Here is a 17,002-nt window from a genome sequence, read left to right as displayed (position 1 = left end):
TTCAAAATAAAGATTGATATTCAAAGGCTCTCTACAATCCTTATGTAAAAATAACTGACGCATTTTAAACATCATCGATTTTATCATTTTGGACAAACTATTCTGTTAAATTGATATACATGCGAAAAAACTATCAAAATAAAACCCCAGAAATCCAATGGTCTCTGGGGCTTCATTATATATTTAGCTCTTTTTGCTTTTTGTTTTGTTTATGTCTATAGAGCAATTTACGACTTATTAGAGAAATCACTAATAAGGTCAGAATTAATAAGATAAGTTGCATAAATGATAAATCAAAATATTTAGCACCTGTAACGATTAAAAGTGTAGAAATCGTGCCTTTTACAACGAAAAAAATAATAACCCATAACCCGCCTTTTTTCCAGTTCATTTTATATTACCCTTTCCTACGTTTAAATTCTTAAAATATTTAATGATAGTTCGTAAATATGACAACTTAATAGAAATCTATTATATTAACAAAAAATTCATGTCTAATTAAATGCGACGATTCTATATTAAGTGAAAATGATATTCATTGTCAATTTTATTGATTATTTGAATACTTATTCTTAATCTCTTTCTACTTTGTTTCTTATTAACAATACACTTTTGTATTCAAACAAAAACACCTCCATTACATTTGCACACTTAGTATGCGAATGCAAGAGGTGTTTTTTCATATACCATCAGGTAAGATTTCCAGTTTTGTTTATTTCTTGATACGTAGCTATTTTTTAGTACACGATAACTGGATCATACGTGTTCAAACTATCATAGACAGTTTTTGCAACATTAGGAAGAAGGTTCACACACCCACCTGATCCTCCTGTTAAATAAGCGTTATTTCCCCAGTCTTTTCGCCAGCCGGCATCGTGGAATCCTTGACCACTATTTGTGAATGGAACCCAGTAATCTACTTTAACCGCATAATCAGCTTTCCCTACTGCGCTACCTCTTAGCGTGTATGGTGTTCGTTTATATAGAACGTACCACACACCTGGTGATGTATCTTCACCAGTACTATGTTTACCAGTTACTACATTTGTTGTAACAACTAATTTTCCATCTTTGTAAATCCAAATTTGTTGCTCTGCAATTGAAACTTCCGCATACGTGTCTCCGATGCCATTATTCGCTGTTGTTTTATAACCGATACCTTCCTTCTCCCAACCATTTCCGTGAATATTAGAAGCAGAAAGCGATTTTTCGCCTTTCTCAAAGGCTTGTTGAACTTGTTTAGTTTCTTTTTCAACATCTAGTGCCCAGCCGTAGCCTTGCCCTTTTACTGATATGACTGAACCAGAATGCGTTTTAAATGAGAAATCTTTATTTAATGTTGATTTGGCATTATTAATTTCAGTAATTTTTTTCTTAATGTCGCTCGCGTCAATTGTAACTTTCATATCCTTTGACATAGAAGCATTTTGAATTAAATCTTTCGCTTTTAAAGTATAAACTTCATTCTGCACTTTATACTCAACAGACTGCCCAAGAAGATTCTGTAGTGCTTTCTCCTCTTTTTTGACAATCGGATCGTCTTCTTTAATAGGTTTTATGTATGCAGACTTCAGATGAATTTCGCTTTTATATTTTTGCTTATCGTAATCTTTCAGTAGACTAGTAACGTCATACTGTTTTCCTTCAACACTTTTCGAAATAACAATTTTTCCTTGTTCTAGCTTCGCCATAGCATCTTGAGGCGCTTTTAATTTTTCATTCATAGAGATGAGCGTTTCTTCTACAAGTTTTTTCATCGTTTCACTACGATACTGATCTGCCTTCTCTGGTAGTAATGAATAATTTTCTCCCTTTGAGGAAGGGAAAAATGTCCACTGACTTTTTAATAGTTTCTTAACTTGAGGCAAATCTTTTTCCGTAAGTTCCGTTTTTGTATCTTTTTCATCTAAAATTTGTTGTTGATCAACATAGACTTTGTTTGCTAGTCCAGATGTCTTTAATTTCTGTATTGCCTGATCAGCGCTCAGACCACCAACTTTTGTGTCATTAATTGTAACATTCGAATTGAAGTGAGTTGCCTGATAATAACTCATTCCCCCAATAAGAAGTGCAATTACACCAATACCCGCTGCGATAAACTTCCAATTTGTATAACGTTTTTTTGATCTTACTCGTTTTTGATCAATTTCTTCAACTGATTCATTTGTTGTATTGTTGTTCATCAATCTTTCCCCCGTATGCATTAACGTCAAACGATTTTCAACTAAAATCATAGACTAGTGTACCTTATTTTTCCTAAAATTTCATTATTTCCGACCACATTTTATCGCAATTTAATGATTTAATTTAGATTTTTTAATAGTACGATGCATTGAACAGTCACTTACAAGTAATAAATCATTCAAAAGTGTTGCTTCCTTATATCTATCAATCTAACAGAATAAGTTGCTCCCAAAACGCTGCAAACGAACTAAATTCTCATGAATAACAGTTTGTATTCATATTTGGATACTTCAACATATTTAATTGATAAACATGAAAATTCCTCTTTAAGAAAAATATAAAAAATCAGACAGTATACTTGAATTGCTCTCCGCAAGAGAATATACTAATAAAGCAGGCTATGACGTTCCTTCCTTCTAACTTCTTTGGCGAAATAGGGATGTTACTTTCCTGCTAAACACATAGGCTATGACAATTCTTCCTTCTTTGTAGAAATTTCAAATTGTTTTAGAGTTGTCAATTTCCTATGAAAATAATTAGACTATAAAACCTCTTTCTTCTTTGGGTTTGAATAAACTTTAGTTTATCAACCATTGATGTAGAGGTTTTCTTTTCTTAATTAACAAATTACCACTTAACAACTAAATGTTATACCCCTAATTTTTCACTAAAAAATAGCTTTATACCCTCAGTGCATTTCTCTACAATTAGTGTGTTTATGCATGTAAAAATAAAAATCTACCACTGAAAGGAGGACAGTCAGACTATTCCCCTCTTTTATAAGGAGTGAATAGCTGGCGTTCTCATGAAAAATTCTATTTACATAAGAAGAAGTTTAAAAGTAATTATAAAAAGAGAAGAAAATAAACTACCGAACATGTATTTAGCCACTGCTTTAAAAAACTTGGAAAGTTTAGGATTTACTTTTTCTGAGCCTTTAATAGAAGAGTTGCAAACACTTTCGGTTGATACATTCACATCGTTTTACAAAGAGTTGGTAAAACATTTAAAAGAAATGGTTGGTGCACATATTCAGTTTACTCCTATGTATCCAAACTTTCCGCAACAAATGATGGATTTAAGTGACGCTGATTTATACATCAATGCCGTTATTCATTATGTGACGTTGCGCCTACCTGTATCAAAAGTAGAAGAACGACTTCCTCTTTTAGATAGCGTTGATTTGAAAGTTATTGACTTAGGAAGTGAAGAAGATTTCAATCAAATGATTTCTCAATTGATTCGTGCAAACAGCTCTATTTCCTCAACTGATAAGACAGATGTAGAATGGGCTATTACACACACTGAAGATGTTTCCTGTTTTCTACCTAATGTAATTCCTCATAAGGAAAATATGTCTTTTATAATTGGGGTTTTATTAATAAACAGAAAAATATCAGCCGATGCTGCTGCAAAGTATTTTAAAACGGCAACTGATGTTCTTCGCCTTGCAGTTGCTTTATCTGAAGGCGATGTGAGTTTAGCATCCTCCGGTCGATTCAAGAAGTTTAACCGAGCAGAAAGACGCTTCCTTTTAGGATTGTTAGAGCAATGCGGAAACATTACAGAAGATATGCTTCGATACAAAAAACGTTGGATTCGTTTAGGTGAAATTCTTCATCCAGCAGAATATCATACTCGTTTCCCAAAAACCCACCGAGCGTTTGAGATTCTTCGCAACAACATTAAAGTTGAAACATTTAATGGAAAAATAGAAGCAGCTTTGTTGAATCGTGATATCATGACAGCAAAAAACCTTTTAAAAACTCGCCCTGGGGAATTTGCCAGACGCTTGGATCATTTAATCCGTTTATGTAGTAATAAGTCAACAGATATTTTCAATATTCTCGAAGAGTTTCTAAGTATAATCGGAAACGTTTCTACTCCTGTATTACTTCAACTCACGGCTCATTTTAAGCATCGAAATGATAAAAATGAATTTCGTACATTTTTTCCAAAGGGAAATGTAGCAAAAGCTATAGGTATTGAAAATACACTTCCATTTATCTCAGAGGATATTTGTTTAATGATTGTAAAAATGTGTGAAGATACTTTAAAAAATCGCTTCGCAGAACTTCCAAGTCTCGGAAAAGTATTTTTGGATGAACAGTTAAAAAATCACTTAGTTCCCTTCTCTCAACGTTCAGCCAGCAAAGCGCTTCGCACATTATCTCGAGGAAGTAAAGTAGATTTGCCAGAAGGAGATACGATTCGTTTTTTCCTATGGTGGAAAGAAGGCTATGTGAATGGACAACATACAGGACGTGTTGACATTGATTTGTCTGCTGCAATGTACGACGAAGATTGGCAATACAAAGAACATGTATCCTTCACGAACTTACGTTCAAAAAATTTCAAAGCCTACCATAGCGGAGATATTACTTCTGCACCAAAGGGAGCATCTGAATTCATTGATTTCGATATTCCGTCTGTGCTGAAATATGGTGGACGCTATGTAGTTATGACTTTGCTTTCTTACACAGACCAACCATATAAAGATTTACCAGAATGCTTTACTGGTTGGATGGTTCGTCAATATCCTGGTTCAGGTGAAATATTTGAACCTTCTACTGTTCAAGATAAAGTGGATATTACTGCCGACACCCAAATCTCTATTCCAGTTATTTTAGACTTAAAGGAACGAAAATTGATTTGGACAGATTTGTCTCTTACAAGAGATCTAACTTATGATAATACCATCGAAGCTAATCAAAAAGGTATGATACTAGTTGGAAAGGCTTTAACTAATTTAGTTAAACCGAATTTATATGACTTGTTCCGATTACATATTGAAGCTAGAGGTGAACTCGTTCAAGACATCGAAGAAGCAGAAACTATTTTCTCTTTGAATAAAGGGATTACTCCTTTCGATATCGAAAAAATAATATCTGATTTTATAGCTGACTCAAAAGGCTAACTACATTACAAACATTGATAATGTGTGGAAAATATCGATGTATAATGTCTATGTGAAACAGGACCTGATAGATGTATATCAGGTCCTGTTTTTTATTTAGTAGATACTAAATAATCTGGTTAATCACTATTCATCTAAATACACTATACTAATAAAGTGAAATTTATTCGAAAGAAGTTCATTAGTTAATATGTATCTAATTAAGAAACATTCATATACCAGCCCAAACATCTTTTCCATATCGCCCTTCATCTTGCACACGATCCAACCAATTTCTTGCTTCTTGTTCACTGACTTCATGAATTTCTTGATATGCTTGACAAAGGGTATCTTCTACATCCGGAGCCATTTTACTTCCATCACCACATATATAAAGATGAGCTCCAGTATCTAATAACGAAATTAAATTGATTCTATCTTGTTTTATTAAATGCTGTACATATGTTTTTGGATGTCCCTCTAGACGAGAAAAAGCTGTGTGTAAAGAGATTAATCCATCTCTTTCATCATTTTCTAGTTCTGTACGATAGAGATAATCTTTTTCAGGATGACGACAACCAAAATATAGATGCGCTTGTCCTAAGTTCATACCTTGTTGCTTTTGAACACGACGCGCTTGCAAGAATCCACGGAATGGTGCAATTCCAGTACCTGGCCCAACCATAATAATTGGTGTTTCTGGATCTTTAGGTAATTCAAAGTTTGATTGTGGCGTTCGAATGAAACAGATAATCTCATCTTTATTATGACGCTGAGCTAAGTAATTAGAAGCGACTCCTTCATATGTCCCTTCCCCACTCCATGCAGGCGCATTAACAACACCGACCGTAATGCTCAGACGATTGTGTGCAACGAGTGGAGAGCTTGAAATAGAATAGTAACGCGGTTTGAGCGCAGGAAGAAGTTCTAAAAAGCGTTCAAATCGGATTTCACAAGCCTCATACTTTTCAAGAAGGTCCAACATTGAAATCCGTTTCTTTAGTATTTGTTCATGGTAAACTCCTTCTTCTAATAATGCTTCCAATTCTTTTTTATGAGGAGGACATGCTGTGAATGTTACCATTTCTCGTATTTGTGCTCGAGTGGCAGCTTCTTGAACTTCAACACTATAACTAAGAAGGTCCAATAAACTAACAGGACTGTCTAAAGGTATGTGATTTATACTTCGTCCACTTGCACTCAGTATAACTTGATCCTTCCCATTTAACCCAAAACGTTTTAAAATTCGGTTGATATTTTTCTCGCTATTAACTGGCAACACTCCAAGGTGGTCTCCTTCTTTATATGTAGCGCCTTCTGGCAAAGATACCTCGATATGTCGTGTACTTCTATCACTGCTGGGTGATTGGAGTTCACGATTTTCTAGTATAGATGCATAAACTGCTTCATATGTTCGTGCAAGAGGAGATCCTCCAAGACGACTGACAAATTGTAGACTCAAAGTACTGCGCTCTTTTTCCATATTTTTGTTGAGTTCCAATCCAAATGCCTTCATCGCATCAGACCACATACTTTGTTTCCATTGCTCAAGCTGTTCCTCGAAATCACCACTTGCATCTGCTTCTCCGCGTTTAGAAAATCTTGTTGCTCCTTTTTGAGCCATCTGCTCATCAATGTATCTTGGAATCCGTTGATAGGTACTAGCCCAATTATGATCTCCACAACCAAAAACTGCGTATTGAACACCTTTTAGCTCATCTGGTTTTAGTTCCTCCAACCATTGCACAAACTGCCCTGCATTACTTGGCGGTTTTCCATTATAAGAAGAAGTCACAATAAGTACCGCTCCTTCTTTTGGCAAACTTCCAATTCGATCGTTAAGAGCTACCACTTCCGTTTGAACCCCTTCTAAACTAGCTGTATCTGCTAATTCTCTTGCAATACCTTCTGCCACACCTGTATCCGAGCCGTACAGAACAAGAAGTGAAAGATTATCGGCCCCAATAATAGAAGGTGTCTTCTGAACGTGCTGCTTAATTTCATCGTTTTTCAGCTTGTCCTCTGTAGGTGCAAGAACAGTAGGATGACTAATAGTTTGTTTTCGGGGTAGAATCCTAATCTTAAAATCACCGGGCTTTAGCGTTAATGTTTGTTTTACATCCAGCTGATAGTTTTGATAATCGATTAATTCAAAATGTTGAAGAAGCATTCCCATTACAAGAGTGGCTTCATGAAGTGCAAATTGCATACCGATACATGCTCTCTGGCCATTTCCAAATGGCTTATAAGCATGATGAGGAACCTTATCTAGCTCTTCAAATCGTTCAGGTTGGAATTCTTCCACATTGTCTCCCCATGCATCTTTATCCCTATGCAGCTGTGGAATAAGAACAGAAATACGATCTTCTCCTTTCTTAATTGGGTATTTCCCACCAATCACTGTATCTTCTTTTGCATAGAGACTGAATGCTGGAGCGGTAGGCCATAGACGTAGCGATTCATTTAAAATCATCCGTATATACTTCAGTTTCATAACTTGTTGATATGTTGGAGTAGGATCTGTCAAAACACGGTCTACTTCTTCATAGGCTTTTTTCAATTTATCCGGATTCTTTAATAAAAAGTAAATTGCAAAAGATAACAATCCACTTGTTGTCTCATGACCAGCTATTAAAAAGGTAATAATTTGGAAACGAATGTTTTCATCATCTAATTTTTCACCAGTTTCCGGATCCTGCACATTTAACATACGGGAAAGTAAATCATTTTCTTCCTGATCTCCACTACTTTTACGTTCAGCAATAATATTATCTACTAAAGAAAACATAGATTGGATATCATGCTGAAATTGACGTTTCGTTCTCCACATGAGTTTGTCTTCTATATCCAGCCGCTGCAATTGGTGCATTGCCTCATCTAGAGCACGGGTCATACTAGTGATAAAAGGATGAGGGGTCTCACGATAAAAGCTATTAAATCGGTAATTAAAACCACATAGACCAATTGTATCTAACGTAAGGCGAGTCATATCCTCCGGAACATCTACGTTTTCATTCGGATTAAGCCGTGCCCATTTTTGAACGAGTTGTACAGCAAGATCGACCATCATGGCATGGTAATCTTTCATTGCCCGTTGGCTAAATGTAGGCATCAAAATATTATGAGCTTTTTTCCAGTTAGGCTCGTGAGTCTCGCTAGTAAATAATCCGTCTCCAGCAAAGGCACGAACTTTTGCTAAAGCACCCTCTATACTTTTATCGAACCGTGTTTCGTCACAGACTTCTGCTACCAATTCATGTCCAGAAACGACAATGATGGTATCACTTAAAGTTTGAATTTGAAAAATGGGACCATACTCTTCCGCTATCTTGATAAAGGATAGGGTCGGTTTATCTTTATCGATTAATGGGAGATTACCCAGCGGTCCATATGTTTTCGGCTGAGGAATATCAGATACTTTTTTTTCCATTTAAAACACCCTTTCAAAAAAGCATGAAATAAAGATATGTAATTGATTACCTTATTTTATCTTTTCCCTAACTATTCATGATTATGATATTGCGTATAAGCTTGGCAATTAGATTTATAACTTGTAGAAAAATACTAAATTAAAATGAAGCGAATAAATATAGTTGGAGCCTTTTAATGTTGGTATTAAAAGATAATCTAAACTTGTAATGTTTATAAGAAATTGCAAACGGATCTCATCTCTTGTATTTGTTCATAAAAATGATTATTTTGATTCATTTTCTTCTAAAACACCCCAAAATAGAGAAGTTGACGAGCTTAAGATTGTAGTATTCGAAAAATCAGTAGTTTAGTTAAACCAATACGATAAGCAAGTATACCGTGCTACTAATGAAAGAGGACCTGATATGAACATCAGGTCCTCTTTCACTATATAATTATGTCACTGCTTCTTTCAGTTCTTTTCCAGCTTTAAATACCGGCGCCTTAGCAGTAAAAATTTGCATTTCTTTATAGTCTATCTAATCAGCAAACAACTTGTAGGAATCATTATCTAGCGTTTTATTCTTCTCTACCGATTTAACTTCTCGACGGCTTCCGCACTTGTATCTACACGTTTAACGAAAAAAACTAATAGTAGTGCAACAACATTCATGCCAAGCGCTACATAGAATGAATATTGAATTCCGGATAATAAAGCCTTCTGCGTTAACATTGCCTTCGTAGCTTCTGTGAAGTTTGCTGGATCTACATTAGCCATTAAACTTTCAGCTTTTGTTTTTGTTACAGAATTCATAATCGTAACAAGAATAGCAGTACCAATCGAACCGGACACTTGTTGAGCTGTATTATTAACAGCTGTACCGTGCGGATTTAAGCGAGTTGGCAATTGATTAAGACCATTTGTCATAAGTGGCATCATCACCATCGCCATCCCAAACATCCGCAGTGTATAAATAAGAATAATATGTGTATGACTAGAGTCAATTTGCAGACTTGCCAACATATAAGTTGAAACAGCTGTAATGGAAAGCCCTACTATGCCAAGAATCCGAGGACCATATTTATCAAATAGTTTACCTGTAATTGGTGACATAATCCCCATTATTACCGCACCTGGAAGCATCATCAACCCAGAGCTCAGCGGCGAAATACCACGGACGTTTTGTACATAAGCTGGTGTTAAAATCATACCCGAAAACATGGCCACCGCGTTGACAATTGCAATTACAGACGCAAGTGCAAACATTGGGTACTTGTAAACACGTAAATCCAATAACGGCTCATCCATTTTTAATTGACGGATAATGAAAGCAATTAAGGCAATAGCGCCTATGATTAAGGCTGTTAAGACAACTTTATTCGTCCAGCCATCGGAGCTTGCAGTACTGAATCCATATAACAAACCGCCAAAACCGACAGAAGATAATAGTAATGAGAGATAATCAAGTTTTGCATTTTTGTTTTGTTTCATGACATTCTCAGATTTCCAAATCCCTAACAGTAAGCTAATGATTGCTAAAGGTAAAATCATTTCAAAAAGCAAACGCCAGTCATAATACTCTACAATATAACCTGATAGTGTCGGCCCAATTGCTGGAGCTGTAATCATAACTAGTCCAAAAATCCCCATTGCTGTTCCCCTTTTTTCTCTCGGAAAGCTTACTAGCATAATATTCATTAACAAAGGTCCCATAACTGAAGAGCCTGCCGCTTGAACCATCCGACCAGTAAGTAATAAACCAAAATTCGGCGCTACAGCCGCTAAGGCAGTACCAAGAATAAAAATCACCATAGATGTAATAAATAGGCTCCTATTTGAAAAACGCGTTATTAAAAATGCTGATGCCGGAATTAATATACCACTTACAAGCATATACCCTGTAGAAAGCCACTGGATCGTTGAATAATCTTGAATGTTTAAATCTTTCATTATTGATGGCAAGGCTACATTTAAAAGGGAGTTATTTAGAAATGAAACAAATGCCCCAATAAAAAGGATTACAAGCATTACATATGGTGGTTTTCTTTTATGTAATGTTTCACTCATATATTTAATTGCCCCTTCATTATAAATTTCATTGATTCGTTTAAATCGTTTACATATTTGCACAAGAAAACATTACCCTTGCAGTATTTTGCCAAACTCTTCGAATGGATATTCTCTTTTTAGCAATTCCACTTGCCCAACATAACATTTTAAAATCTTTTTCTTGATGAAACCTTTATAAAAACGTTTGTTAACGGAATTTAAATTAGGCTGAAATACACAAAATAAGCAACTGAAAATCCCCTTCTAAAATAAAGTGAAACTTTAAATCAATGGGAATTTTACAGGCAGCGAGAAAAATCAAAAAGACCACGCACCCATTCCTTTAAATACAGGCTTGTAGATCTAGTTATGTAACCATCCATAAAAAGGAATATTACATAGGCTAAGTCTAACATTACATTTTTAAAGTGAGGAGAATAAGCGTATGGACCAATATTGGTATTTGAATTCAAAGGGAAACGGGGAACAATATACTAACCAAATTTCATTATATTCACAGCCCGAAATAACTAAATCTGAGGTAATGAATGATTTGAAGATTCCTGAGAATTGGAGTTATCGAGTCTATCCAGTTAGTTGGGATTCATCAGCCAATTATACGGGATTCAATCCCCAACCCCCTCCCTTCTCTTGGGGGCAGCAGCCAATCAATTATGCAGGGATAATACCACAAGGTCACCCTACTAATTGGACTCCATTACCAAGTCATGCAGGTTTTAATTTTCAAAAACCTCCCTTCCCCTGGGCCCAACCATTCAATCATACAGGGATGTTCGCACAAGGTCATCTTGCCGCTTTACTATCGCCGCCAGCCAAGCCTTTTCATTTCAATACCAATAACTCGGGTGTTTTTGGAAACCCTCCAGGATGGGGTAGTCCGTGGGCCCCAATGGGATGGGGAAATAACGGAGGTAACGGTCAGCTAGGAATGCTTGGAAACTTACTTACAGCAGGAAAAGGCACCATGAGTGGAATAGGAATGATCAGTAGTTTAATCGGGATGGGGAAGTTCTTCTTTTAGTTAATTAGAACAGGAGAATGTGGCTGTAGCTTTAATCAGCCACATTTAAGGACAGTAATCTCCCACCTAACTTCCTAGCATAGCATTCGCGGAAATTTTAGGTGGATATGTATTGTTACAAGTTACTGTTTTACTTTGAGTGCTCCTTTACTTTCTTATCAAGTGCCTTACTATAAGCATCTTTGTTTTCCTGTGATAACTCATAAACTGCTTTTTTCCAATGCTCTCCGTCTACACCTGATAAAAATTCAGTACCTTTCATTGCAGCTTCTTGAATCTTCTGTTTATCTTCTTTACCAGCATCCTTAATTAACTTCGTTGCTTTTCTTGCCTCTGTTACCCCTTCTTGTATGGATTTGTGAATGTCTTTGTATGTATCAGGTACTTTTATGTGTTCCATATTATCTAAAATTTTATCTATCTCGTTTGATGTTTTTAAAACAGCTTTTGCTTTTGCTTTTTCTTTATCCTTTAAGGATTCTCCTAAGTTTAGTAATAGTTCATCCTTCTTAAATTGGAACTCTACCACTTGCTCACATATGTAGTACGGATACTGTTGTTCGGAAAGTATTGTTATTGCTTTACTAGTTTGCTCAGTCTTATGAGTAGAATCTTTATCTCCTACCTCGCATCCGACTAACAGCATAAATGGAACTGCTAACGTTACTAGTTTCTTTGCTCTCATTATGTATTCTCCTTGTGGAAAGTATTGTAAGTAATTAACATATCAAACTATAACATACATTACATTATGGTTCACTTCCATTACGCTTTTAAAATGTAAAATAAGAATACACCCCATAAGCCACAAATAAGATTAATAGAATAGAAATGCCGAGTACCGTATATATAATCCATTTTAAATTTGAATTCATATCATCCTCCTACCTCTCAATAATTCCAGTATATAACAAAAAAGCATTGGTTACCCAATGCTTTTTACACTTACGCAAATAGAGACGTATTCGCATATAAAGCTGGTGAACCACCTGAATGTACGAATAAAATATTGTCTTCCTTATTAAATTTACCTTTTCTAATTAAGTCGATTAATCCCGCTACCGCCTTACCTGTATACACTGGATCAAGTAAAATACCTTCTGTTTTCGCAAGTAACTGAACTGCCTCTACCATTTCTGGCGTTGGTAACGCATAGCCTGGCCCTACATATTCATCAAAGCACGTAACAGCGTCGCCCGGGATAAAGTTTGGAATACCAACGTGTGCTGAAGTTTCATCTACAAGTTTTGCTACTTTCTCTTCTTGCTCAGCTTTTCCTCTACTTACATTAATTCCAATTACAGGAATATGACTTTGCGTTCCAGAAAAACCAGTAATTAAACCAGCATGCATACCGCCGCTACCACTTACACAAACAACTGAACTGAAATCAATTCCTTGCTCAAATGATTGCGCCATAATTTCTTGGGCACAAGCAACGTATCCCATTGCGCCCGTAGGGTTTGATCCACCAACTGGAATTACATATGGTGTACTACCTTTTTCACTTACTTCTTTTGCTACTTTATGCATTTCTTCCATCAGGTCTGCTCCGTTCGGTACAACAATGACATTCTCAGCACCTAATAAGTGATATAAGAAATAGTTTCCGTTAAAGTCTCTCTTCTCTTCTGGCTCAAGCCCTTCCTCTAATACAAGAATACATTTCATTTTTTCTTTTACCGCAGCTGCCAGTGTCAGGCGGCAATGATTTGACTGAATACCACCAGCTGTAATTAACGTATCTGCACCCTTTTCCTGTGCATCTGCAACTAGAAATTCTAATTTTCTCGTCTTATTGCCACCGGCTGTTAAACCAAGTAAATCATCTCGTTTAAAATAAATAGTCGGACCACCAAGTGCTTCAGAAAAATTGTTTAACTTTTCAATTGGTGTATATGATTCTGTATATTTTTTTCTCGGGAATTTAGCTAAATTCATTGTAACGCTCCTTTTGTACTTCTTTCACAATATATGTAACGTTACTATTATTACACGTAAAAATGGTGAAGTCATCTTTCTGGGTTAAAAATGTATTAGAATTTCATTTTGATAAGTAAAACCGTATTAATGATTTTAACTCAATTACGGTACATGAAATTTATATCAACGATTTTTTAAATATATCGTTCATTACTTACAATATATCAACGATTTTTCAAATATATCGATCGTAACTTGCAGTATATCAACGATTTTCTTAATATATCGATCTATCGACAAAAAACGACAGACAGGCAACCCCTTTCTCATCAACAAAAAAAAGAGCCCACACATTCAAATGCAGACTCCCTCCAATCACTTATTTACCGAAAAACGAAGTAACTGCGTTAATCCCGGCTCTAAATTCATTTCACCTTTATGGCGTACGTATACGACTTTATCTCCATCAAATTTCGGAGGATTTGCTTTACTATACGTATGCCACTCATTCGTTCCTTCTATAGTGTACTCCATATATTCAGTTGCACCGACAATTATATTTTTACTATCATCTGCCGTTACATTTGGTGCCATCTGCGCAATTTTTGAATCACTAATTAATAACTTCTTTATATCCTTATCACGTTTGTAATCGTAAGCTGTCACAATTACATCGTTACCATATGCTTTCACTTGTAACCCTTGTTTAAATGAATAGCCATCTGGAGCAGTTTTCTCTCCTCCATTTGGTCCTGCTGACATCCAGCCTGTTTCAATCCCGCCCGTATTTACAACAGTGAAACCTTTTTCATCTCCGCCTTTAATTTTCTTTTTACCAGCCCAGTCCGGTAAGTTTAAATCCCAATGCGTATGACTCGTAAAGAAAACAACTTGCGGATAGTCTTTTAATATATCGTACAATTTATCCACGTTTAAATAATCTTGTAAATATGGTGATTGTCTTGATCCAGATACTGTATCAGGTAAAACGTGATGAGAGAAAATAAAGATTGGCTTATTTTTATCTTTTTGACTGTACTCTTCTAAATTTTGTTTTAACCAACCTAATTGCTCATCACTCATATATACTTCGTCCCACATTTTTGAATCGTGGTATTTCATATATTTTTCCGTTCCTAAAAATAAAAGTGGATACCCATCTAATTCTTTTTTATGATATACCTTTTCTTGTCCACTAAATTTCAGATAGCGGTTAAATAAAGTTTCCTCATTTACACCATTTGGCCATGTACTTTGAGAGAGTTTTCCATCTGCTGTCCATTTACCAGCATAAAACTCATGATTCCCAACAGTAGACCATACATTTTCTGGATGCTTATTTTTATTTAACACACGCTTTACATCATCATATTGTGACTGTTGTCCAGTCGGCGTTATATCCCCATTCATAATAAGCGCTCTAGAAAGTGGCGTCACTTTGTTCATATCTTTTAGCACATGATCAAAATCCCCTAAATCACCTTGAATATCACTAATAACATTAAAAGTTGTAGCTGATTTTCGGGCTTGCTCTTTCCCTTCCGCATGCACTGAAAACGTCGGTAATAATGCCGCCATAACTGCTAACGAAGCAACTGTCTTTTTCATACAAATTCTCCCCCTAATAATAGAATGTACAAACTGACATGTTCTGCTTTCTCTTAGGTGCTTGTCCAATTCACATTATAAGGAGGGATTGTAAAGATAGATGGAGTTAAAAGTTAAGTGTTTTTTAAGAGATTTTGTCGTTTTTTGCACTCCACAATTCGCGATTCACGCCAATCTAACTTTCTAGTCTTTTACATTACATACATGTAAATTTTGATGTTAAATCTTTTCGTTTCATACGTTGTTTTTATTACTTTTAATTTTCGGGAAAAATCCACTAATTAATAATGTTATAATCCATACCATTATTAGAATGAAATTTATTTTATTACCGGAATTCAAGCTAAACACTCTCCACAAATCGGCAGCACAAAAAACGAGAACAGCAGTAATAATAAGTAAAAATGTCCTAACTACTAATCCGATGTAAGATTTCTTCTCTTGCTTAAAAATGAACGTTCTTCTACCTTTGTACAAACTAATCACAAACAGTAGCAAATATATACTAAATGTGGCGCCAATAACAATTGATGTAATGAAGTTAGTTTTTCTCTGCTCAGCTAGAGCGAAGTAACTTTCAGGTAATTTTCCAGTTTCATATTCAATCCATGCGTGGTAAATATCCTGTCGTAAGTCTATACCACCTTCACCATTTGTAAGGATTACCAATCCATCCTTTGTATTAGGAATGAAACCATAAAAAGAATGCCAGCCACGATTGTCACCAGAATGATAAAGTAATTTCCATTGATTAGATAGTTTTTTTTCAAATATACCTAAACCATTCTCCCCTAATATCGGCTTTTGCATTTCCTCAACACGTTCACTTTTGATGACACCATTCCCTTTATTATTTGCATCCATGCTTGCAAGTATCAATGCCATCATATCGGTAACATTTGTCTTAAGACCTGCAGCAGCCTGTTCGGTAAATTGGTAACTAGGGAGCTCCTCTCCAAAATAACCATAAGCTTTTGAAAGGTTATGGTTTTCAGGACGTTGTAAAAATGAACTAGATTTCATTCCTAAAGGTTTCATAATTTGTTCTTCCATATAACGATCAAACGGTATTCCGGTAACTTCTTCAATTACAAGTTGTAAAATTGTATATCCGCCACCAGAGTAAATTGTTTCTGAACCTGGTTTATTGGTAACTTCCACTGGTTCATTAAGCCATCCTTTTCCAGACAGAGACTCCTCAATAGAGTCAAGATGTTTCCCTGGTGCAACCCCGAGATATCCTTTATGTGGAGACAGCCCTGCTGTATGACTTAACAATCTTCTTATCGTAACTTCATTATTATTAAACTCTGAATTAGATAATTTCCATTTGGTCAGATATTTTCCAACGGGATCATCTAGTAATAAACGCCCTTCATCTACAAGGTGCAAGATTCCCCACGCTGTAAGACTTTTAGATATGGAACCAGCCTGAAACAAAGTATCATCACTCACCGCTTTTTTTGTCTTTTTATCTACATAACCGTAGTTAAGTGTATAAGCAATACGTCCCTCATGCACAATTCCTATTGCAACCCCGGGTACCTCATAATCCTCCTGCCATTTTGGTACCTGTTCATCCAGCTTTTTTTTGAAATCCTCTATACTCCTATCAGTCAGCGTGCCCGATTCTGCCCTCACCACATTTGTAAACCATGCTTCATTCGTAATAAATATGCAAATAATTAAACATAAAATACTTTTGCATATTATCGATGCTTTTTGTCTATTCTTCATTTGCTCCGCCCCTTTTTTCGGAATATTCTATCCGTTAATCAGAGTATCCTATTCACATATCTAGTTCTATCGATTTTCATTACTTAACCTTACAAAATTGTAATAAAAATCAAAGATCTACATGCTTAGGGGTTTTACTGTTCTTTATTCG

At 35.7% G+C, this 17,002-nt stretch carries 9 protein-coding genes and 1 pseudogene; 2 read left to right on the top strand and 8 right to left on the bottom strand.

Annotated elements, in window-relative coordinates; genetic code table 11:
- Window positions 1–175 precede the first annotated feature (175 nt).
- Window positions 176–391 carry a hypothetical protein gene (locus ACS2QP_RS16590; protein WP_001104104.1) on the bottom strand — a complete coding sequence of 72 codons (216 nt, stop codon included), beginning with the start codon at window positions 389–391 and terminating at the stop codon, window positions 176–178.
- Window positions 392–737: 346 nt separating this feature from the next.
- A complete protein-coding gene (locus tag ACS2QP_RS16585; protein ID WP_061457443.1) occupies window positions 738–2,183 on the bottom strand; it encodes a L,D-transpeptidase family protein in 1,446 nt (481 codons plus the stop codon).
- Between the two features lie 806 nt (window positions 2,184–2,989).
- Between ACS2QP_RS16585 and ACS2QP_RS16580 the strand changes: the two genes are divergently transcribed.
- Complete coding sequence (locus ACS2QP_RS16580; RefSeq protein WP_438882629.1) at window positions 2,990–5,101, top strand: TerD family protein; 2,112 nt, start codon at window positions 2,990–2,992, stop codon at window positions 5,099–5,101.
- 211 nt (window positions 5,102–5,312) lie between these two features.
- On the opposite strand, the gene cypD is transcribed toward ACS2QP_RS16580, so the two are convergent.
- Together cypD and ACS2QP_RS16570 are read right to left on the bottom strand one after the other, a co-directional pair.
- A complete protein-coding gene (cypD, locus tag ACS2QP_RS16575; protein ID WP_438882628.1) occupies window positions 5,313–8,510 on the bottom strand; it encodes a bifunctional P-450/NADPH--P450 reductase in 3,198 nt (1,065 codons plus the stop codon).
- Between the two features lie 570 nt (window positions 8,511–9,080).
- Window positions 9,081–10,559, bottom strand: coding sequence for a DHA2 family efflux MFS transporter permease subunit (locus ACS2QP_RS16570; protein WP_438882627.1), 1,479 nt, complete (start codon window positions 10,557–10,559; stop codon window positions 9,081–9,083).
- Between the two features lie 427 nt (window positions 10,560–10,986).
- Here ACS2QP_RS16570 and ACS2QP_RS16565 point away from each other — a divergent pair, with 427 nt between their 5' ends.
- Entirely contained in the window at window positions 10,987–11,583 is a 597-nt protein-coding gene (locus ACS2QP_RS16565) for a hypothetical protein (protein WP_153581410.1), read from the top strand.
- 130 nt (window positions 11,584–11,713) lie between these two features.
- Here the strand turns inward: ACS2QP_RS16565 and ACS2QP_RS16560 are convergent, their stop codons facing one another.
- The 4 genes and pseudogenes from ACS2QP_RS16560 to ACS2QP_RS16545 form a co-directional block, all read right to left on the bottom strand.
- Complete coding sequence (locus ACS2QP_RS16560) at window positions 11,714–12,268, bottom strand: hypothetical protein (protein WP_438882626.1); 555 nt, start codon at window positions 12,266–12,268, stop codon at window positions 11,714–11,716.
- Window positions 12,269–12,528: 260 nt separating this feature from the next.
- Window positions 12,529–13,524: a D-cysteine desulfhydrase gene (locus ACS2QP_RS16555; protein ID WP_438882625.1), complete on the bottom strand. Its 996-nt coding sequence runs from the start codon at window positions 13,522–13,524 to the stop codon at window positions 12,529–12,531.
- Window positions 13,525–13,881: 357 nt separating this feature from the next.
- A complete protein-coding gene (locus tag ACS2QP_RS16550) occupies window positions 13,882–15,114 on the bottom strand; it encodes a DUF4073 domain-containing protein (protein ID WP_438882624.1) in 1,233 nt (410 codons plus the stop codon).
- Window positions 15,115–15,310: 196 nt separating this feature from the next.
- Window positions 15,311–16,851: pseudogene (locus tag ACS2QP_RS16545) on the bottom strand (serine hydrolase domain-containing protein).
- Between the last annotated feature and the right edge of the window lie 151 nt (window positions 16,852–17,002).

Source organism: Bacillus cereus group sp. Bce019 (genome assembly GCF_051781745.1).
Taxonomy (GTDB): domain Bacteria; phylum Bacillota; class Bacilli; order Bacillales; family Bacillaceae_G; genus Bacillus_A; species Bacillus_A cereus.
The sequence above is the reverse complement of the archived record's forward strand: the minus strand, read 5'-3'. Positions and strand labels throughout refer to the sequence as shown.